We start from the raw sequence: 18,743 nt of genomic DNA, 5'->3' as shown, positions 1-18,743 counted from the left end.
CGATGTTTACCCCCGCAGGGCGTTCGTCACACGGACGTAACACCAGGACAGTCCAGGGGAAACCCGACGCCGCCACGGTGGTCACCGACCGGCCACACGGGCTGGCGAGGGGAGTAACACACGATGGAGCTGGATACCGGAGTGACCGCATGGATGCTGACGTCAGCATCCCTCGTGCTCCTGATGACGCCTGGTCTGGCGTTGTTCTACGGAGGCATGGTTCGCGGCAAGTCCGTCCTGAACATGATGATGATGTCGTTCGGCGCCATGGCGGTCGTCGGTGTCATCTACGTCCTGTGGGGCTGGTCGATGTCCTACGCCACGGGCGTGGGGCCGGAGGGCTACTCGCTCTTCGCCAACCCGTTCGAGCAGTTCGGCCTCGGTGGCGGCGCGATCATGGACGACGCCGGTGAGTTCGTCGGCGAGGGCCTGCCCGTCGTCGTCGACGTCGGCTTCCAGGCGACGTTCGCGATCATCACCGTCGCGCTCGTCTCGGGTGCGATCGCCGACCGCGTCAAGTTCGGCACGTGGATGGTCTTCGCGGGCCTCTTCGCCACGCTGTCGTACTTCCCGCTGTCGCACATGGTCTGGGGCGGCGGCCTGCTGTCAGACGCCGGCCCGTTCGTCTTCGGCGACGCCGCACCGATCGACTTCGCCGGCGGCACCGTGGTGCACATCAACGCCGGTATCGCCGCGCTCGTGCTGGCCCTGATCGTCGGCAAGCGCAAGGGCTTCGGCTCCGAGCCGATGCGCCCGCACAACCTGCCGTTCGTCATGCTGGGCGCCGCCCTGCTGTGGTTCGGCTGGTTCGGCTTCAACGCCGGTTCCGCCTACGGTGCCGACGGCGCCGCGGGTCTGGCCTGGGTCAACACCACCACCGCGACCGCCGCGGCCATCATCGGCTGGCTCGTCACCGAGAAGCTGCGCGACGGCTCGGCCACCTCGCTCGGTGCCGCTTCGGGCATCGTCGCCGGTCTGGTCGCCATCACCCCGGCCGCGGGCGACGTCTCGCCGGTCGGCGCGATCTTCGTCGGCCTGATCGCCGGTGCGCTGTCCGCCTTCGCGGTCGGCCTGAAGTTCAAGTTCGGCTACGACGACTCGCTCGACGTCGTCGGCATCCACCTCGTGGCCGGTCTGTGGGGCACGCTGTCCCTCGGCTTCTTCGCCACCAGCACGGGCCTGTTCTACGGCGGCGACTTCGCCCAGCTCGGCGTCCAGGCGGTCATCGCCCTCGTCGCGATGATCTTCGCCGGTGTCGTCACCCTGGTCATCGGCCTGGTGCTCAAGGCCACGATGGGCTGGCGGATCTCCGAGGAGGCCGAGGTCAGCGGTATCGACCTCGCCGTGCACTCCGAGACGGCGTACGAGACCATCGCTCAGGGTTCTGTCATCAAGGAGGTCCGTTCATGAAGCTCGTCACCGGAGTCATCCAGCCCCACCGTCTCGACGACGTGAAGTCGGCGCTCGAGGCCTCGGGGGTCCGGGGCATGACCGTCAGCGAGGCCAGCGGCTACGGCCGGCAGAAGGGCCACACCGAGGTCTACCGCGGTGCCGAGTACACCGTGGACCTGGTTCCCAAGGTCCGGATCGAGATCCTCGTCGGGGACGAGGACGCCGCATCGATCGTCGACGTCGTGGTCAACGCGGCGCAGACCGGCAAGATCGGTGACGGCAAGGTCTGGACGGTCCCCGTCGACGACATCGCCCGGGTCCGCACCGGCGAGCACGGCGACTCCGCTCTCTGACGCCGATGGCCGACCACCCGATCCCGGGCGGCGGCCCCGCGCAGCAGGCCCCGCACCCCACCACCGGGGTGCGGGGCCCTGTCGTCGGGCTCCGCGAAGACCTGCTCACCACCGCCCGGGACCTCACCGGTCCGGGACGCTCGGGCGTCGCGCGACGCGCCATGCTCCAGCAGCTCGTCACCGACCGCCTCGGTGCCCTGTACGCCGAGGCCACCGCCGACGTCGACCCCGCGGGGCTGGCGCTGGCCGCCGTCGGCTCCCTGGGCCGTGGGGAGCTGGGTCCGTTGTCCGACCTGGACCTCGTGCTCGTCCACGACGGGCGCACGCACAAGCCCGACGAGCTCGCCCAGGTCGCCGAGCGCCTCTGGTACCCGCTGTGGGACTCGGGCGTCGACATCGACCACGCGGTGCGTTCGTTGAACCAGACCCGCCAGCTCGCCATGCGCGACCTGCCCGCCGCCGTCGGCTGGCTGGACGTGCGCCCCGTGGCGGGCGACGCCGTCGTCGTGCACCGGGCCGCCTCGGGGATCCTCACCGACTGGCGCTCCGCCGCTCGCCGCCGGCTGCCAGAGCTGCTCTCCAGCGTGCGCGAGCGCGCCGAACGGTCCGGGGACCTGGCCTACCTCATCGAGCCCGACCTCAAGGAGGCCCGCGGCGGCATCCGGGACGCCGTCGTCGTCTCGGCGCTCGCCGCGACCTGGCTCACCGACCGGCCCCACGGACGGGTCGACTCGGCCTACGCCCACCTGCTCGACGTCCGCGACACGCTGCACGTCGTGACCGGCCGACGGGCCACCCGGCTGCTCCTGGCCGACCTGGACGAGGTCGCGGCCCGGTGCGGCTACGACGACCCGGACGAGCTGCTGGCGAGCCTGGCGGCCGCCGGCCGGGAGATCTCCTTCGCCCTCGACTCCACCGTGCGACGTGCGCGCCAGGCCCTGCAGCGGCCCGCGGCCCGGCGTCCGATGGTGGTGCGCGGCCGCCGGCAGCCGCCCCGGCTGCGCTCGGTCGGCGACGGGCTGGTCGAGCACGACGGCGAGCTCGTGCTCGGCGTCAACGTCTCGCCGCGCGAGGACCCCCAGCTCTCGCTGCGCGCCGCCGCGACGGCCGCGCGCACGGGGCTCGTGCTCTCCCCGGTGACCATGCACTCGCTGGGCGAGTGCCCGCCCATCCCGGAGCCGTGGCCCCAGACGGCGCGCAGCCACCTGCTGACCCTGCTGGCCTCCGGACCCGCGCAGATCCACGTCTGGGAGGCGCTCGACCTGGCCGGCGCGGTGACCACGTGGATCCCCGAGTGGGCCGACGTGCGCAACAAGCCGCAACGGGCCGCCATCCACCGCCACACGGTGGACCGGCACCTGGTCGAGACGGCGGCGCTGGCCACGGGGGTGCGCAAGCGGCAGATCGCCGACGGCGTCCCCGCGCGCCTGCTGCCCGCGGACCTGCTGCTCGTCACCGCGATCCTGCACGACATCGGCAAGCGACGGCGCGCGACCAGCAGCGACCACTCCGTCGAGGGTGCGGCGATCGCTCCGCCGATCGTGCGGCGCATGGGCTTCTCCGAGGAGTTCACCGCCGACGTCGAACGGCTGGTGCGCCACCACCTGACGCTGTCCGGTCTCGCCACGCGCTCCGACCCCGAGGACCCGGCGACCGTGCGGGCGCTGCTCGAGGCGGTCGACCACCGGCCCGACCTGCTCGAGGTGCTGCGGGCGCTCACCGAGTGCGACGCGACCTCCCTGGGGCCTGCCGGCTGGACCGGCTGGCGGGGCAGCCTCGTCGACCAGCTCACCGACCTGACGCGAGCCGCCCTGGCCGAGGAGGGCGCCCCGGCCGACGGTCCGGCCGACGGTGAACCCCGCCGGTAGGAGGCCGGTAGGCTAGGGGACCGCACTTCATCCATCCCGTGAAGAGGACCACCTGGTGTTCAACTCCCTGTCGGACCGTCTCGCTGCGACGTTCAAGAACCTGCGCGGCCGGGGACGGCTGTCCGAGGCGGACATCGACGCGACCGTGCGGGAGATCCGGCGCGCGCTGCTCGATGCCGACGTCGCCGTCCCCGTCGTGCGGGAGTTCACGCGCGCCGTGCGCGAGCGTGCGCTCGGCGCCGAGGTCTCGGCCGCGCTGAACCCTGCCCAGCAGGTCGTCAAGATCGTCAACGACGAGCTCGTCGAGATCCTCGGCGGGCAGACCCGCCCGCTGTCGCTGGCCAAGAACCCGCCGACGGTCATCATGCTGGCCGGTCTGCAGGGCGCCGGGAAGACGACGCTGGCCGGCAAGCTGGCGCTCGCGCTCAAGGAGCAGGGGCACACCCCGCTGCTGGTCGCCGCCGACCTGCAGCGGCCCAACGCCGTGACCCAGCTCTCGGTGGTCGCCGAGCGGGCCGGGGTGCCGGTCTTCGCGCCGCACCCGGGCAACACCTCCGCCGAGGACACCGACGCCGTCATCGGCGACCCGGTCGGGGTCGCGCGCGACGGCGTCGGCGAGGCGCGCGCCAAGCAGCACGACGTCGTCATCGTCGACACCGCTGGCCGGCTGGGCATCGACCAGGTGCTCATGCAGCAGGCCGCGGACATCCGCACGGCGATCGACCCGGACGAGGTCCTGTTCGTCATCGACGCGATGATCGGTCAGGACGCCGTCAGCACGGCCAGCGCGTTCGCCGAGGGTGTCGACTTCACCGGTGTCGTCCTGTCCAAGCTCGACGGCGACGCCCGCGGTGGCGCGGCGCTGTCCGTCGCGAAGGTCACTGGCCGTCCGATCATGTTCGCCTCGACCGGTGAGAAGCTCACCGACTTCGAGGTCTTCCACCCGGACCGCATGGCCTCGCGCATCCTCGACATGGGTGACGTGCTCACCCTCATCGAGCAGGCCGAGAAAGCGTTCGACGCCGAAGAGGCCGAGAAGATGGCCGCCAAGGTGGCCGGTGGCGAGGACTTCACGCTCAGCGACTTCCTGGTGCAGATGCAGCAGATGAAGAAGCTCGGGTCGATGAAGAAGATGCTCGGGATGATGCCCGGCATGGCCCAGATGCGCGAGCAGATCGAGAACTTCGACGAGCGTGAGGTCGACCGCGTCCAGGCGCTGATCCAGTCGATGACGCCCGCCGAGCGGGACAACCCCAAGATCATCAACGGCTCGCGCCGGGCGCGCATCGCCCGCGGTGCGGGGCAGACGACGGCGGCGGTCAACGGCCTGCTGGACCGCTTCGCCCAGGCGCAGAAGATGATGCGCCAGATGTCCTCGGGAGGCGGTATGCCGGGCGGTGGCCCCGGCGGCATGCCGGGGATGCCCGGGATGCCGGGCATGCCGGGCGGCGGCAAGAAGTCCCGGGGCAAGCAGGCCCCCAAGAAGAAGGTCAAGGGCAAGTCCGGCAACCCCGCCAAGCGGGCGCAGCAGGAGCGCGAGGCCATGCAGCGGGCGCTCGGCGGGGGCGGCAAGAAGCCGGCCGCGTCCGGGTCCGCGTTCGGCATCGGCGGCGACCAGCCCGAGGCCCAGGACGTGGAGAACCTCGAGCTGCCGTCGGACGTCAGCAAGCTCCTGGGTGGCGGACGCTGACCGGAGTAGGCTGACGCCATGTCCGTCCCGCACGTCCCGCTGCACGTCACCGGCCGGATCCTGCTCGACGGCGAGCGCGAGGTCGGCGAGATGTGGGTCCGCGACGGACGCCTCAGCCTGCTGCGCCCGACGCCCCAGGGCAGCTCCGCCACGGAGCTGGAGGGGTGGGTCGTCCCCGGCCTCGTCGACGTGCACTGCCACGTCGGGCTCGACGCCGGGGGAGCGACGGACCCCGCGACCGCCGCCAAGCAGGCGCTGGCCGACCGCGACACCGGGGTGCTGCTGATCCGTGACGCCGGGTCCCCGCTGGACACCTCCTGGGTGGCCGACCGCGCCGACCTGCCCCGCCTGGTGCGGGCCGGTGCCCACCTGGCCCGGCCCAAGCGGTACCTGCGGCGCTACGGCCTCGAGCTCGACGACGTCGCCGACCTCCCGCGCGTCGTGCGCGAGCAGGCCCGCGCCGGCGACGGCTGGGTCAAGCTCGTCGGGGACTGGATCGACCGCGACCTGGGTGCCGACGGCGACCTGCGACCGCTGTGGCCGGCGGACGTGCTGTCCGAGGCCGTCGCCGCGGCGCACGCCGAGGCCGCCCGGGTGACGGTGCACGCCTTCTCCGAGGAGGTCGTGCCGGACCTGCTCGCCGCCGGGGTCGACGGCATCGAGCACGGCACCGGGCTGACGGCCGACCAGATCGTCGAGGTCGCCCACCGCGGCATCCCGGTCACGCCGACCCTGCTGCAGGTGAACCAGTTCGAGAACATCGCCGCCCAGGCCGACGGCAAGTACCCCGTCTACGCCGCCCGGATGCGGCGCATGCACGCCCGGCGCCACGAGCAGGTGCGCGCCCTGCACGAGGCCGGGGTCCCGCTGCTGGTCGGCACGGACGCGGGCGGGACCATCGACCACGGTCGGATCGCCGACGAGTGCGCGGAGCTCGTCGCGGCGGGGATCCCGGCGGCCGAGGTGGTGGCCATGGCCACGTGGCGCGCGCGGGCGTTCCTGGGCCAGGCCGGGATGGTCGAGGGCGCCAGCGCGGACTTCGTCGTCTACCCGGCCGACCCCCGGGAGGACATCGAGGTGCTGCGCCACCCGACGGCGATCGTGCTGCGGGGACGGGTCGTCGCGCCGTAGCCGCGCTGGTCGGGCTTGTCGTGTGACGCAGGTCCGGTTGGGTGCCGGGCCGCTCGTCTGGCACAATGGCGGGGTACTCGGCGTGCCCAGGCCCCTCTCACCTGCGTGCGCCCGGTCCCGATCCGATCGTCCGCCGGCACCCCACCCGCGCGACGTCCCGGATCCCCCTCAAGCACAGGAGAGTCCACACCAGTGGCCGTCAAGATTCGTCTGAAGCGTTTCGGCAAGATTCGCAGCCCCTTCTACCGTGTCGTCGTCGCCGACTCGCGCACCAAGCGCGACGGTCGTGTGATCGAGGAGATCGGCAAGTACCACCCCACCGAGGAGCCCTCGTTCATCGAGATCGACTCCGAGCGGGCGCAGTACTGGCTCGGTGTCGGCGCCCAGCCGACCGAGCAGGTCGCCGCTCTGCTCCGCGTCACGGGCGACTGGCAGAAGTTCAAGGGTCTCCCGGGCGCCGAGGGCACCCTGAAGACCAAGCAGGCCGCCTCCGACTCCACCTCGGCCGTCGACGCGGTCAACGCCGAGGCGGAGAAGGCCAAGGCGAAGGCCTCCGCCGAGAAGGACGCCACGTCCTCCGACGACGAGGCCGAGGCCGAGGCCTGATGCTGGCAGACGCCCTCGAGCACCTGGTGCGCGGCATCGTGGACAACCCGGACGACGTCCAGGTGTCCGCCCGCACGCAGCGCCGGGGCGATCTGCTCGAGGTCCGGGTGCACCCCGACGACCTCGGCCGAGTGATCGGGCGGGGCGGCCGGACCGCCAAGGCGCTGCGCACCGTCGTCGGTGCGCTCGCCACCGACGGTCCGGTGCGGGTCGACGTCGTGGACGTCGACCGGCGCTGAACCACCCGGTACGGCACGGAGCAGTCTCGACGAGGCCCGGTCCCCCCGCGGGGCCGGGCCTCGTCGTGTTCACTGGGAACGTCACGGCACGACGAGGAGACGACATGGAGCTGGTGGTGGCCCGCGTGGGCCGCGCGCACGGACTGCGCGGCGAGGTCGCGCTCGAGATGCGCACCGACGTCCCCGAGGAGCGGTTCACGGTCGGGGCCGTGCTGGCGACCGAGCCGGCCGCGGCGGGGCCGCTGACGGTGGAGAGCACCCGGGTGCACCAGGGGCGCTGGCTGGTCCGCTTCGCCGAGACCGCCGACCGCACGGCCGCCGAGGCCCTGCGCGGCACCGAGCTGCTCGTCGACGTCGAGGAGTCCGACGAGGAGGACGCCTGGTACCCGCACGAGCTGACGGGCCTGCGGGCCGAGCTCGTCGACGGCACCGTGGTCGGCGAGGTCGCCGGGCTCGAGCACCTGCCCGCGCACGACGCGCTCGTGGTGCGCGAGGACGGCGGGGCCCGCACGCTCGTGCCGTTCGTGCACGCCATCGTGCCGACCGTCGACGTAGCCGGCGGCCGTGTCGTCCTGGACCCGCCCGGTGGTCTGCTCGCCCGCGACCAGGTCGCGGACGAGGCCGCCGGCGAGCCGGAGGCCTGACGTGCGCATCGACGTCGTCACGATCTTCCCGGAGTACCTGGCGGCCCTCGACCTGTCGCTCGTGGGCAAGGCTCGCCGCGCGGGCCTGCTCGACCTGCGGGTCCACGACCTGCGCGACTGGACCGACGACCGCCACCGCACCGTCGACGACACCCCGTTCGGCGGGGGCGCGGGGATGGTCATGCGGGCCGACGTGTGGGGTCGTGCGCTCGACGAGCTGCTGGCCGCGGACGGCCCGGCCCGGCTCGTGGTCCCCGCGCCGTCGGGCGAGGTCTTCACCCAGCGCCGCGCCGAGGCGCTGGCGACCGAGGAGCACCTGGTCGTGGCCTGCGGCCGCTACGAGGGCATCGACGCCCGGGTGGTCGAGCACTACCGGGACCGCGGCGTGGCCGTCGACGAGCTCTCGCTCGGTGACTACGTGCTCAACGGCGGGGAGGTGGCCGCGCTGGTCATGGTCGAGGCCGTGGGGCGGCTCCTGCCCGGCGTCGTCGGCAACCCGCACTCGCTCGTCGAGGAGTCGCACGGGGAGGCCGGGCTCCTCGAGTACCCGGTCTACACCAAGCCCCCGGTCTGGGAAGGTCGCGAGGTGCCCGAGGTGCTGCTCTCCGGGCACCACGCCCGCATCGAGCGCTGGCGGCGCGACGAGGCGCTGCGGCGCACCGCCCGGCGGCGTCCCGACATGATCGCGGCGCTGGGGGACGGGGACCTGGACGCCCGCGACCGCGAGGTCCTGGCCGCGTCGGCCGAGGACCTGTCGGACGGTGGCGCGCCTCACGAGCCGCGCGGCTGACCGCGCCGGACCCGGTGTGGCAGAATAGGGCGCTGGTGTGTCGCAGCCCGAACTCTGCCACAGGGGAGACCATCGGGCCGAGAGCCGACGCACCCACCATGACGAGATCCGGTCCGCCCGTGCGGACCCAGAGCTTGCGCTGACCTGTGGCAGGGCGGGGAGACAACCATGAAGACGCTCGACTCCGTCGACGCAGCCACGCTGCGCTCCGACATCCCGGACTTCCGCGCCGGTGACACCGTCAAGGTCAACGTCAAGGTCATCGAGGGCAACCGCTCGCGCATCCAGGCGTTCCAGGGCGTCGTGATCGCGCGCCGCAACGCCGGTGTCGGCTCGACCTTCACCGTCCGCAAGATCAGCTTCGGCGTCGGCGTGGAGCGCACCTTCCCGGTGCACGCCCCGACGGTCGAGTCCGTCGAGGTCGTCAGCCGCGGTGACGTGCGACGCGCCAAGCTCTACTACCTGCGCGAGCTGCGCGGCAAGAAGGCCAAGATCCGCGAGAAGCGCGAGACCCCCAAGAAGTGATCGCCGGCGGCTCAGGCCGCCCTGGCGAGACCGACGGGCGGTCCCTCCACGTGGAGGGGCCGCCCGTCGTCGTCCCGGCGGGGGTTTCGCGCGTCGTGCGGGCGTCTGGCAAGGTGTGGTCGTGGCAGACTCCGATCCCATGACCTCCGCGCCGGACCGACCCGAGGACCAGGGCGACGCGACCGACGACGTCGTGGGACGGTCCGACGAGGCCGAGCGCTCCGTGCGTGCGGACGGCCCCCCGGCGCACGCCGCCGCCGTCGCCGACGACTCGCGCAGCCGCGGTCTCGGGCTGCTGCGCGAGACGGCGATCATCGTCGTCTCCGCGCTGGTGCTGTCGTGGCTGATCAAGACCTTCCTCGTCCAGGCCTTCTACATCCCCAGCTCCTCGATGGAGGACACCCTCCAGATCGGGGACCGCGTGATGGTGTCCCGCCTGGTCCCGGACGCGCTGGACGTGAACCGCGGCGACGTCGTCGTCTTCCAGGACCCGGGCGGGTGGCTGCCGCCCTACGAGGAGCCGGACCGCGGACCGGTCGGCAACGCCCTGCGCGGGGCCGCGACCTTCGTCGGGCTGCTCCCGCAGGACGCCGGCGACCACCTCATCAAGCGGGTCGTGGGCACGCCGGGCGACACCGTGGCCTGCTGCGACGACGACGGCCGGGTCACGGTCAACGGCGAGCCGGTCGACGAGAGCGAGTACCTGGCCGACGGCGCCGTGCCGAGCCAGACGACCTTCGAGCACGAGGTCCCCGAGGGCATGCTGTTCGTCATGGGGGACAACCGGCAGAACTCCCAGGACTCCCGCTACAACACCGGCAAGCCGGGCGGGGGGTTCGTCCCGCTCGACAACGTCGTGGGCAACGCGTTCGTCATCATGTGGCCGTTCGAGGACGCGCGGCTGCTGCGCAACCCGGCCGACGTCTTCGCCGACGTCCCCGCGGCCGACGGGGCCGAGGAGCCGGCGCCATGACGACCCGGAACGGACGCCGGAGCCCGACCCTGCGGGCCGAGCGGTCCCTGCTGTCCGACGGCGCACGCCTGGTCGGGGGGATGGACGAGGTCGGCCGTGGCGCCCTGGCGGGCCCGGTCAGCGTCGGCCTCGTCGTGGTCGACGCCGGCACCCGGACCGCGCCGCGCGGGCTGACCGACTCCAAGCTGCTGGCCCCGAAGGTCCGCGAGGCGATGGTCGACCCGCTGCGGCGGTGGGCCGTGGCCTGGGCCGTGGGGCACGCCGGCCCCGCCGAGATCGACGCGCACGGCATCGTCGCGGCGCTGCGGTTGGCGGGACGCCGGGCGCTGGCGCAGATCCGGCGCACCCACGGCGACGTCGACGTCGTGCTCCTGGACGGGTCGCACGACTGGCTCAGCCGGCCCGGGGCGGACCTCTTCGAGGCTGCCGACCTCGATCCGGGCGGGGCGCTCGACGCCCCCGAGCCCGGGGTGCGCACGATGGTCAAGGCCGACCTGCAGTGCTCGTCGGTCGCCGCGGCCAGCGTGCTGGCCAAGGTGGAGCGCGACGGTCTGCTCAGCCGGCTGGCCGCCCAGTACCCGCACTACGCCTGGGAGCAGAACAAGGGCTACTCGGCCCCGGCCCACCTGGACGGCCTGCGCCGCCTCGGCCCGACGCCGCAGCACCGGCGGTCCTGGAACCTGCGGGTGCTCGACGACACCCCGGCCGCGCCGGAGACCTCCGCGACGGCGGGCGAGCCGGCGGACGTGGTCACCCTCGAGGCCGCCGCGGCGCCCGAGGAGGCAGCCTCGCGCTACCGGGTGGGATGATGACCCGGTGAGCGCTGAGGACCTCGAGAACTACGAGAACGACGCCGAGCTGGCCCTCTACCGCGAGTACCGGGACGTCGTGGGCCTGTTCTCGTACGTGGTGGAGACCGAACGCCGGTTCTACCTCGCCAACCAGGTCGACCTGCAGGTCCGGTCCGCGGCGGGCGAGGTGTACTTCGAGCTGCGGCTGACCGACGCGTGGGTGTGGGACGTGTACCGCTCCGCACGCTTCGTCAAGGCCGTGCGGGTGGTGACCTTCAAGGACGTCAACGTCGAGGAGCTCGCCAAGGCCGAGATCGCCCTGTAGCGGCGCCGCACGGCCGTCCACAGCCCGCCCCTCGGCGCGGTTCGTCCACAGCCCGGCCCGCCCGGGCCGCGCGTCGCACCCCCGCCGCGGCAGCCTCGGTCGCGGAGGTGGTTCCGTGCGAGCCAAGGATGCCGTCGGACGGCACGGCGAACGGGTGGCGGCGCGCTACCTGACCGAACGCGGGTACGAGGTCCTGGACCGCAACTGGCGGGGGACCGGCGGTGAGCTGGACCTGGTCCTCGGCGACCGGGGCCGCGTGGTCGCCGTCGAGGTCAAGACGCGACGCGGCACCGGCTACGGCCACCCGGCCGAGGCGGTCACCCGGGCCAAGCTGCGCCGGGTGCGGCGGCTGACCGCCGAGTGGCTGCGCACCCACCCGGGCCCGTGGTGCGAGATACGGGTCGACGTGGTGGCGGTGCTGCTGCCCCGCTCCGGGGCCGCCCAGGTCGAGCACCTGCGGGGAGTCCTCTGATGGGGTACGCCACCACCACCGGCGTCGCGCTCGCCGGGATGGAGGGCCACCTGGTGGAGGTGCAGGCACAGCTCGCCCGGTCCGTGCCGGGGTTCACGCTCGTGGGGCTGCCCGACACCGCCCTGGCGGAGTCGCGCGACCGGGTGCGCGCCGCCGTGCTGTCGACCGGGATCGAGTGGCCGCAGCGCAAGGTCACGGTCAACCTCTCGCCCGCCTCGCTGCGCAAGTCCGGCTCGGGTTTCGACCTCGCCATCGCGATGGCCGTCCTGGCCGGTCACGGCGTGGTGCCGGCCGCCGGGCTCGGCGCGGTGGTGCACCTGGCCGAGCTGGGCCTCGACGGCCGGCTCCAGCCGGTCCGCGGGGTGCTCCCGGCGGTCGCCGCGGCGGTCGCCGCGGGCCACCGAGACGTCGTGGTGGCCGCCGGCGACGAGGCCGAGGCGGCGCTGGTCCCGGGTGCCCGGGTCCACGGAGCGGCCCACCTCGGTGACGTCGTGCTCCGCCACGGCGGCCGGCTGCGCTACCACCGTCGCGTCGAGCCCGTGGCCCCGGCGCGCTCCGCAGTGCCGCGTCGACCCGGGGGAGACCTGGCGGACGTCGTCGGGCAGACCGAGGCACGGACGGCGCTCGAGATCGCGGCCGCCGGCGGGCACCACCTGGCCATGGTCGGCCCGCCGGGTGCGGGCAAGACGATGCTGGCGGCCCGCCTGCCCGGCCTCCTGCCGGACCTCACGGACGCCGAGGCCGTGGAGGTCACCGCGGTGCACTCGGTGGCGGGCACCTTCGACCCGGGCGGCGGGCTCCTGCGCCGACCACCCTTCGAGGACCCGCACCACACCGCCACCCCGGTCGCGATCGCCGGCGGCGGCACGGGCCTGGCCCGCCCGGGTGCGGTGTCCCGCGCGCACCGGGGGGTGCTCTTCCTCGACGAGGCGCCCGAGTTCGCCCCGCGGGTGCTGCAGACGCTGCGCCAGCCGCTGGAGGCCGGAGAGCTCGTGCTGCACCGCAGCGGTGGCGCGACCCGCTATCCGGCGCGCTTCCAGCTTGTCCTGGCGGCCAACCCCTGCCCGTGCGGGATGGCGGACACCCGCGCCGGCCAGGACTGCACCTGCTCGGTGACGGCACGACGCCGGTACCTGGGCCGGGTGTCGGGGCCGCTGCTGGACCGGGTCGACCTCCAGGTCCACCTGCCCGGACCCAGCCGCGCCGACCGTGTGCTCGGCGCCGCGGGCGAGCCGACCCGCGTCGTGGCCGCCCGGGTGGCCGCCGCCCGGGACCGGGCGCGCGAGCGCCTGCGGGACACGCCGTGGTGCACCAACGCCGAGCTGCCGGGCCCGTGGCTGCACGAACGGCTCCGCGGCGAGCGCGCGGTGCTCGGCCCCGTCGAGCGGCAGCTCGACGAGGGCCGGCTGTCGATGCGCGGTGCCCACCGGGTGCTGCGGGTCGCGTGGACGGTCGCCGAGCTGGACGGACGGGACGTCCCCCGCGCCGACGACGTCGACACCGCGACCGTGCTGCGGACGGAGGGGTCCCGTGGCTGATCACCTCCTCGACGGCCGCGTCCCCGCCCGCACGGGGGTCCGGTTCGACGTCGACGACCCGGTGCTGGCCGCGGCGGCCTGGAGCCGGCTGGCCGAACCCGGCGACGTGGTGGCCGGCGCCGTGGTGGAGCACCTGGGCGCGTCCGGGGCCCTGTCCTGGCTCGTGGACGCCACCACCGACCCGGTCGGGGCCCGCCGTGCCGCCGGCCTCGACGGCCTGGCGCTGCCCGACCCGCCGTCCGTCCCCGGCGGCCTCGCTGCACCGCCTCGCGCCGAGGCCGGTCAGGACGCCGCCGCCCGGCTCGGTGCCGCCGTGCGCCGGTGGGCCCCTCGCCTGGAGAGCCTCGACCCGCGCCGCGAGCTGCGCGTGCTCGACCGGTGCCAGGGGACGCTCCTGACCCCGCAGGACGACCGGTGGCCGCGGACGCTCGGCGACCTGGGTGCAGCGGCGCCGTTCGCGCTGTGGGTACGCGGACGCGCCGACGTCGCGACCTGGGCGGCCCGTGCGGTGGCGCTCGTGGGGTCCCGCGCCTCGACCCGGTACGGCGAGCGCGTCGCCGAGGACCTCGCCGCCGGTGTCACCGACCGCGGCTTCGCCGTCGTGTCCGGGGGTGCCTACGGCATCGACGCCGCCGCTCACCGCGGGGCGCTCGCGGCGGCCGGTGCGACGTGCGCGGTGCTGGCCGGCGGCGTGGACCGCTACTACCCGCAGGGCAACGACGGCCTGCTGCGGCACCTGGTCGCGCAGGGCGGGGCCGTGCTCAGCGAGGTCCCTCCGGGATCGGCCCCGTACCGTCGGCGCTTCCTGGCCCGCAACCGCGTGATCGCCGCGCTGACGGGGGCGACGGTCGTCGTCGAGGCCGCGCGGCGGTCCGGCGCACTGTCGACGGCGCGGCGGGCGGCCGAGCTGCTGCGTCCTCTCGGCGCAGTGCCGGGGCCGGTGACGTCGATCGCGTCGTCCGGGTGCCACGGCCTGCTGCGCGACGGCGCCGCCGTCTGCGTGACCGACCCGGCCGAGGTGGCCGAGCTGGCGGGGCGGCTGGGCGAGGACGCGGTTCCCGAGGACCCGCTGCCCGGGTCGCACGACCGGCTCGACGGGCTCGGACCGGACGAGCGCGCGCTCTGGGACGCGCTGCCGCTGCGCTCGGGGGCGACCGTCGACGCCCTGGCGCGCAGCGCCGGTCTCTCGCCACGCCGGGTGATGAGCCTGGTGGGCGGGTTCGAGCGCCGCGGGCTGGCGCGCTGCGACGCCGGACGGTGGCTGCGGGGCACCTGACCCGCGGGTGCGTGGACGCGGGGCAGCGTGGCGAGAAACGCCGCGCGACCTGCAGCGTCGCGGCAGGCCGGCGGGGCACACTGGCGAGGTGACCGACCCCGACGTCCCGCCGCTGCCCGCCGCGCTCGCCGGCGCGGTGGACGGGTTCTCGCGGCACCTGGCCACCCGCCAGGGTCACTCGGCGCACACCCGGCGCGCCTATCGGGCGGACGTGACCGCGCTGCTGCGGTACGCCGTCCGGCACGGTGCCGACGGTCTCGACGGCCTCGACCTGACCATGCTGCGCGGCTGGCTCGGCGCGCAGGCCGACCGCGGGCTGTCGCGCGCGACGCTCGCGCGGCGGGGCGCGGCGGCGCGGGCCTTCCTGCGCTGGGCCCACCACGAGGGCCTCGTGGCGAGCGACCCGTCCGTCCGGCTGGCCACCCCGCGCACCCCGCGGACGCTGCCCACCGTGCTCTCGACCCGGGCCGCGGCGCGGCTGCTCGACACCGCCCGGTCCGACGCGGAGGCGGCCGAGCCCGAGCACCGGCCCGCGGCGCTGCGTGCCTGGGCGGCGGCCGAGCTGCTCTACGGGTCCGGCGTGCGGATCGGGGAGCTGACGGCGACCGACCTGACCGACGTCGACGTCTCCGAGCGGATCGTGCGCGTCCTCGGCAAGGGCGGCAAGGAACGCGTCGTGCCGTTCGGCGTCCCGGCGGCCCGCGCGCTGCAGGCGTGGGTCGCGGACGGCAGGCCCGCCCTCGTGCGTGCCGCGAGCCCGGCGGCGCTCTTCCTCGGTGACCGGGGCGGACGCTGGGGGCAGCGGCAGGCCCGCGACGCCGTGCACCGCCTGGCCGCCCGGGCCGAGGTGGACGACGTGGCCCCGCACGCGCTGCGGCACTCGGCCGCGACGCACCTGCTGGCCGGCGGGTCCGACCTGCGGTCGGTGCAGGAGGTGCTCGGGCACGCCGACCTGGGCACGACCCAGCGCTACACCCACGTGGACGCCGACCGGCTGCGGCAGGTGTTCGAGCAGGCGTTCCCCCGCGCCTGAACCCGACCGGTCTCAGCCGTGGGGGAGCAGCACGACGGGCACGGCTCGTCCGACCAGGACCAGCGGGTCGAGGTAGCGGTCCCCGCGTCGGACGCCCCAGTGCAGGCACCGGCCGGGAGCGCAGTGCCCCGTGCCCGCGGGGGCGACGACGGCCACCGGCCGGCCCGTGCGGACGGTGCCTCCCACCTCCACCAGGGCCACGGCCGGCTCGAACGTCGACCGCAACGCACCGTGCGCGACGACCACGACGGGCTTGCCGCCGACCTGACCGGCGAACGTGACCGTCCCGGCCCGCGGGGCGCGGACGGTCGAGCCGGCAGCGGCGGGCAGGTCGACGCCGCGGTGCCCGGGCCGCCAGGGCTCGGCCGGCAGGTCGACGACCGCGCGGACCGGTCCGGGCAGGGGGAGACGCCACCCGTCGGGGGCCCCTGGCCGCTCGCGAGCCGCGGGTGGCTGGGCCGCGACGGGTCGCTCGGCCGCGACGACGACCGCGCGCGGCGGGGGAGCGGGCGCCGCCGGTCCGGTCGTGAGCACGACGGCCGCACCGGTGAGCACGGCCGCGGGCAGGGCGGCGCGCAGCCGTGATCGTCGCGGGCGGCGAACGGGCCGACGTGGGCGACGACCGGGCCGGCGCGGACGGCGGTCGGGGTGGGGGTCGGGCGTCATCCCGCCACCGTCCCGCACCGGTGGACCGCGCCGTCCCCCCGGCCGGCCGGACCTGTGGACGAACCGGTCTGGGCGTGGCTCACGACGTGCGCGAGAACACCACGACGGTCGTCGTCCTGGCGCGGCGGCGTCGGGTAGACTCGCCCGTGCGACCACTCGTGTCCACCCCCACCTCGTTCCGTCCGCCACGGACGCCTGCGCGGGGTGGTCCGGCACGAACGGTCGACATCGCGCGTCACGTGGTGCTCGGAGGCTCCCGCAGGGAACCGACCGGCACCGCCGCGTCGGCAGCGGTCCGCACCCCGGGTGCGGTGCCGGAGCGGCGTGACGCCAGGGGTGGCCGGGCCCGATGCCCACCACCGACAACCGAAGCACCCGCGACCGTCGACACCGTCGGCGGTCGCCCGATGCGTGCGGAGCCGGGAGGATCCCGGGCCGCACGGCGAAAGGACCAGCCATGGCCGTCGTGACCATGCGTCAGCTCCTCGAGAGCGGTGTCCACTTCGGGCACCAGACCCGTCGTTGGAACCCGAAGATGAAGCGGTTCATCTTCACCGAGCGCAACGGCATCTACATCGTCGACCTGCAGCAGTCGCTGTCGTACATCGACCGCTCCTACGAGTTCGTCAAGGAGACCGTCGCCCACGGCGGCACGATCCTGTTCGTCGGCACCAAGAAGCAGGCCCAGGAGGCCATCGCGGAGCAGTCCTCCCGCGTCGGCATGCCCTACGTCAACCACCGTTGGCTCGGCGGCATGCTCACCAACTTCACCACCGTGCACAAGCGGCTCCAGCGCCTCAAGGAGCTCGAGGAGATCGACTTCGACGACGTCGCCGGCTCCGGCCTGACGAAGAAGGAGCTCCTCGTCCTGCGCCGCGAGAAGGACAAGCTCTCGCGCACGCTGGGTGGCATCCGCGACATGGCCAAGACGCCGTCGGCCGTGTGGATCGTGGACACCAACAAGGAGCACCTCGCCGTGGACGAGGCCCGCAAGCTGGGCATCCCGGTCGTGGCGATCCTGGACACCAACTGCGACCCCGACCTGGTCGACTACGCGATCCCGGGCAACGACGACGCGATCCGTTCCGTCACGCTGCTCACGCGGGTCATCGCCGACGCCGTCGCCGAGGGCCTCATGCAGCGCGCCGCCGGCAAGAAGGGCGAGTCGGCCCCCGAGGAGTCCGAGCCGCTGGCCGAGTGGGAGCGCGAGCTCCTCGCCGGTGCCGAGGGCGAGCAGGCCGCGGATGCCGCGCAGCCGGTCGCGCCGGCCGAGGGCGCCGCCGCGACCGAGGGTGCCACGGGCGCCGGGGACGCCGTCGCCCCGGGTGCCGACGCCGCTCCGGCCGCCGAGGCCGTCGCCGTGGCCGAGCCCGAGGCCGAGGCCAAGACCGAGAAGTCCGAGTGAGCCCCTGGCGGGCCGGCCGCACGCGCGGCCGGCCCGCCTCTCGGAACGCACATCGATCACCAGCACGGAGGACATCCCCCCATGGCGAACTACACCGCCGCTGACATCAAGGCGCTGCGCGAGCGCACCGGCGCCGGCATGCTCGACGTCAAGAAGGCGCTCGACGAGGCCGACGGCAACGCCGACCAGGCCATCGAGATCATCCGCAAGAAGGGCCTGGCCAAGGCCGCCAAGCGTGAGGGCAACACCGCCTCCGAGGGTCTCGTCGCCGCGACGATCACCGACGCGGGCGACGGCCAGGTCGCCACGCTGATCGAGCTGAACGCCGAGACGGACTTCGTCGTCAAGAACGAGAACTTCGTCGCGCTGGCCGACACCGTCCTCGCGGCCGCCGCCGCGGCCGGTGCCACCGACGCCGAGTCGGCGCTGGCCGCCCCGGCCGCCGACGGCACGGTCGCCGACACGATCGCCGCCCAGGGCGCGACCATGGGCGAGAAGGTCGTCCTGCGCCGCGTCGCTCGCGTCGAGGGCCCGAAGGTCACCGCCTACCTGCACAAGACCGCCAAGGACCTGCCGCCGTCGATCGGCGTCCTGGTCGTGACGGACGCCGCGGGCGAGGCCGTCGCCAAGGACGTCGCGCAGCACGTCGCCGCGCTGGCGCCGCAGTACCTCACCCGTGAGGACGTCCCGGCCGAGGTCGTCGACAAGGAGCGCGAGATCGCCCGCGAGCGGTCCATCGCCGAGGGCAAGCCCGAGGCCGCGCTGCCGAAGATCGTCGAGGGTCGTCTCAACGGCTTCTTCAAGGAGGCCGTGCTGGTGGACCAGCCGCTGGCCAAGGACACCAAGACGACCGTGGGCAAGCACGTCGAGGCCGCCGGCGGCGAGCTGCTCGGCTTCGTCCGCTTCCGCGTCGGCAGCTGACGCGACCACGGCCCGGCCGCACCGGCGACGGATGCGGCCGGGCCGTCGTGCGTCCGCTCCCGGTCACTCCCCGGAGGGCGGACGACGGCATCCGGTGCCAGGATG

At 74.5% G+C, this 18,743-nt stretch carries 20 protein-coding genes; 19 read left to right on the top strand and 1 reads right to left on the bottom strand.

Annotation, left to right across the window (positions count from 1 at the left end; translation table 11 throughout):
• The first annotated feature begins 123 nt into the window (after nucleotides 1–123).
• The 17 genes from V5O49_RS07435 to V5O49_RS07355 all read left to right on the top strand — a co-directional run bounded on the left by V5O49_RS07435 (nucleotide 124) and on the right by V5O49_RS07355 (nucleotide 15,646).
• Complete coding sequence (locus V5O49_RS07435) at nucleotides 124–1,410, top strand: ammonium transporter (protein ID WP_332901654.1); 1,287 nt, start codon at nucleotides 124–126, stop codon at nucleotides 1,408–1,410.
• A complete protein-coding gene (locus tag V5O49_RS07430; protein WP_278237049.1) occupies nucleotides 1,407–1,745 on the top strand; it encodes a P-II family nitrogen regulator in 339 nt (112 codons plus the stop codon). The genes V5O49_RS07435 and V5O49_RS07430 overlap by 4 nt, the downstream gene beginning before the upstream one ends.
• 5 nt (nucleotides 1,746–1,750) lie before the next feature.
• Complete coding sequence (locus V5O49_RS07425) at nucleotides 1,751–3,613, top strand: [protein-PII] uridylyltransferase family protein (protein WP_332901653.1); 1,863 nt, start codon at nucleotides 1,751–1,753, stop codon at nucleotides 3,611–3,613.
• Between the two features lie 55 nt (nucleotides 3,614–3,668).
• Nucleotides 3,669–5,303, top strand: a complete 1,635-nt coding sequence (gene ffh, locus V5O49_RS07420) for a signal recognition particle protein (RefSeq protein ID WP_332901652.1) — start codon at nucleotides 3,669–3,671, stop codon at nucleotides 5,301–5,303.
• An 18-nt stretch (nucleotides 5,304–5,321) separates the two neighbouring features.
• On the top strand, nucleotides 5,322–6,434 hold the full coding sequence (locus V5O49_RS07415) for an amidohydrolase family protein (RefSeq protein ID WP_332901651.1): 1,113 nt from the start codon (nucleotides 5,322–5,324) through the stop codon (nucleotides 6,432–6,434).
• Nucleotides 6,435–6,626: 192 nt separating this feature from the next.
• Complete coding sequence (rpsP, locus tag V5O49_RS07410) at nucleotides 6,627–7,040, top strand: 30S ribosomal protein S16 (RefSeq protein WP_278237053.1); 414 nt, start codon at nucleotides 6,627–6,629, stop codon at nucleotides 7,038–7,040.
• Complete coding sequence (locus V5O49_RS07405; RefSeq protein WP_278237054.1) at nucleotides 7,040–7,279, top strand: RNA-binding protein; 240 nt, start codon at nucleotides 7,040–7,042, stop codon at nucleotides 7,277–7,279. The genes rpsP and V5O49_RS07405 overlap by 1 nt, the downstream gene beginning before the upstream one ends.
• Before the next feature lie 104 nt (nucleotides 7,280–7,383).
• Nucleotides 7,384–7,923: a ribosome maturation factor RimM gene (gene rimM / locus V5O49_RS07400; protein ID WP_332901650.1), complete on the top strand. Its 540-nt coding sequence runs from the start codon at nucleotides 7,384–7,386 to the stop codon at nucleotides 7,921–7,923.
• Nucleotide 7,924: 1 nt separating this feature from the next.
• The gene (gene trmD / locus V5O49_RS07395; RefSeq protein WP_332901649.1) at nucleotides 7,925–8,713 is read left to right on the top strand and encodes a tRNA (guanosine(37)-N1)-methyltransferase TrmD; all 789 of its coding nucleotides are present in this window, start codon (nucleotides 7,925–7,927) and stop codon (nucleotides 8,711–8,713) included.
• Between the two features lie 168 nt (nucleotides 8,714–8,881).
• Nucleotides 8,882–9,238, top strand: a complete 357-nt coding sequence (gene rplS / locus V5O49_RS07390) for a 50S ribosomal protein L19 (RefSeq protein ID WP_278237057.1) — start codon at nucleotides 8,882–8,884, stop codon at nucleotides 9,236–9,238.
• 121 nt (nucleotides 9,239–9,359) lie between these two features.
• Complete coding sequence (lepB, locus tag V5O49_RS07385) at nucleotides 9,360–10,211, top strand: signal peptidase I (RefSeq protein ID WP_332901648.1); 852 nt, start codon at nucleotides 9,360–9,362, stop codon at nucleotides 10,209–10,211.
• A complete protein-coding gene (locus tag V5O49_RS07380; protein ID WP_278237059.1) occupies nucleotides 10,208–11,020 on the top strand; it encodes a ribonuclease HII in 813 nt (270 codons plus the stop codon). The genes lepB and V5O49_RS07380 overlap by 4 nt, the downstream gene beginning before the upstream one ends.
• Before the next feature lie 7 nt (nucleotides 11,021–11,027).
• Nucleotides 11,028–11,327, top strand: a complete 300-nt coding sequence (locus V5O49_RS07375) for a DUF2469 domain-containing protein (protein WP_278237060.1) — start codon at nucleotides 11,028–11,030, stop codon at nucleotides 11,325–11,327.
• A gap of 115 nt (nucleotides 11,328–11,442) precedes the next feature.
• Nucleotides 11,443–11,799 carry a YraN family protein gene (locus tag V5O49_RS07370; protein ID WP_332901647.1) on the top strand — a complete coding sequence of 119 codons (357 nt, stop codon included), beginning with the start codon at nucleotides 11,443–11,445 and terminating at the stop codon, nucleotides 11,797–11,799.
• Complete coding sequence (locus V5O49_RS07365; protein WP_278237062.1) at nucleotides 11,799–13,337, top strand: YifB family Mg chelatase-like AAA ATPase; 1,539 nt, start codon at nucleotides 11,799–11,801, stop codon at nucleotides 13,335–13,337. Before V5O49_RS07370 ends, V5O49_RS07365 begins: the two co-directional genes overlap by 1 nt.
• Nucleotides 13,330–14,613, top strand: a complete 1,284-nt coding sequence (gene dprA / locus V5O49_RS07360) for a DNA-processing protein DprA (protein WP_332901646.1) — start codon at nucleotides 13,330–13,332, stop codon at nucleotides 14,611–14,613. Before V5O49_RS07365 ends, dprA begins: the two co-directional genes overlap by 8 nt.
• Nucleotides 14,614–14,701: 88 nt before the next feature.
• Complete coding sequence (locus tag V5O49_RS07355; RefSeq protein ID WP_332901645.1) at nucleotides 14,702–15,646, top strand: tyrosine-type recombinase/integrase; 945 nt, start codon at nucleotides 14,702–14,704, stop codon at nucleotides 15,644–15,646.
• A gap of 12 nt (nucleotides 15,647–15,658) precedes the next feature.
• Here V5O49_RS07355 and V5O49_RS07350 read toward each other — a convergent pair whose 3' ends face one another.
• Complete coding sequence (locus V5O49_RS07350) at nucleotides 15,659–16,312, bottom strand: M23 family metallopeptidase (protein ID WP_332901644.1); 654 nt, start codon at nucleotides 16,310–16,312, stop codon at nucleotides 15,659–15,661.
• Nucleotides 16,313–16,769: 457 nt separating this feature from the next.
• Here V5O49_RS07350 and rpsB point away from each other — a divergent pair, with 457 nt between their 5' ends.
• Entirely contained in the window at nucleotides 16,770–17,717 is a 948-nt protein-coding gene (rpsB, locus tag V5O49_RS07345; protein WP_332901643.1) for a 30S ribosomal protein S2, read from the top strand.
• An 81-nt stretch (nucleotides 17,718–17,798) separates the two neighbouring features.
• On the top strand, nucleotides 17,799–18,638 hold the full coding sequence (gene tsf / locus V5O49_RS07340) for a translation elongation factor Ts (protein ID WP_278237067.1): 840 nt from the start codon (nucleotides 17,799–17,801) through the stop codon (nucleotides 18,636–18,638).
• Nucleotides 18,639–18,743 lie beyond the last annotated feature (105 nt).

This window comes from Isoptericola haloaureus, from assembly GCF_036689775.1.
Lineage (GTDB): Bacteria > Actinomycetota > Actinomycetes > Actinomycetales > Cellulomonadaceae > Isoptericola > Isoptericola haloaureus.
This window is presented reverse-complemented; position numbering and strand designations above follow the sequence as displayed.

Coding starts and splice junctions, on each gene's coding strand:
- V5O49_RS07435 (WP_332901654.1), top strand. CDS start 124: ATGGAGCTGGATACCGGAGTGACCGCATGGATGCTGACGTCAGCATCC.
- V5O49_RS07430 (WP_278237049.1), top strand. CDS start 1,407: ATGAAGCTCGTCACCGGAGTCATCCAGCCCCACCGTCTCGACGACGTG.
- V5O49_RS07425 (WP_332901653.1), top strand. CDS start 1,751: ATGGCCGACCACCCGATCCCGGGCGGCGGCCCCGCGCAGCAGGCCCCG.
- V5O49_RS07415 (WP_332901651.1), top strand. CDS start 5,322: ATGTCCGTCCCGCACGTCCCGCTGCACGTCACCGGCCGGATCCTGCTC.
- V5O49_RS07405 (WP_278237054.1), top strand. CDS start 7,040: ATGCTGGCAGACGCCCTCGAGCACCTGGTGCGCGGCATCGTGGACAAC.
- rimM (WP_332901650.1), top strand. CDS start 7,384: ATGGAGCTGGTGGTGGCCCGCGTGGGCCGCGCGCACGGACTGCGCGGC.
- rplS (WP_278237057.1), top strand. CDS start 8,882: ATGAAGACGCTCGACTCCGTCGACGCAGCCACGCTGCGCTCCGACATC.
- V5O49_RS07380 (WP_278237059.1), top strand. CDS start 10,208: ATGACGACCCGGAACGGACGCCGGAGCCCGACCCTGCGGGCCGAGCGG.
- V5O49_RS07365 (WP_278237062.1), top strand. CDS start 11,799: ATGGGGTACGCCACCACCACCGGCGTCGCGCTCGCCGGGATGGAGGGC.
- V5O49_RS07350 (WP_332901644.1), bottom strand. CDS start 16,312: ATGACGCCCGACCCCCACCCCGACCGCCGTCCGCGCCGGCCCGGTCGT.
- rpsB (WP_332901643.1), top strand. CDS start 16,770: ATGGCCGTCGTGACCATGCGTCAGCTCCTCGAGAGCGGTGTCCACTTC.
- tsf (WP_278237067.1), top strand. CDS start 17,799: ATGGCGAACTACACCGCCGCTGACATCAAGGCGCTGCGCGAGCGCACC.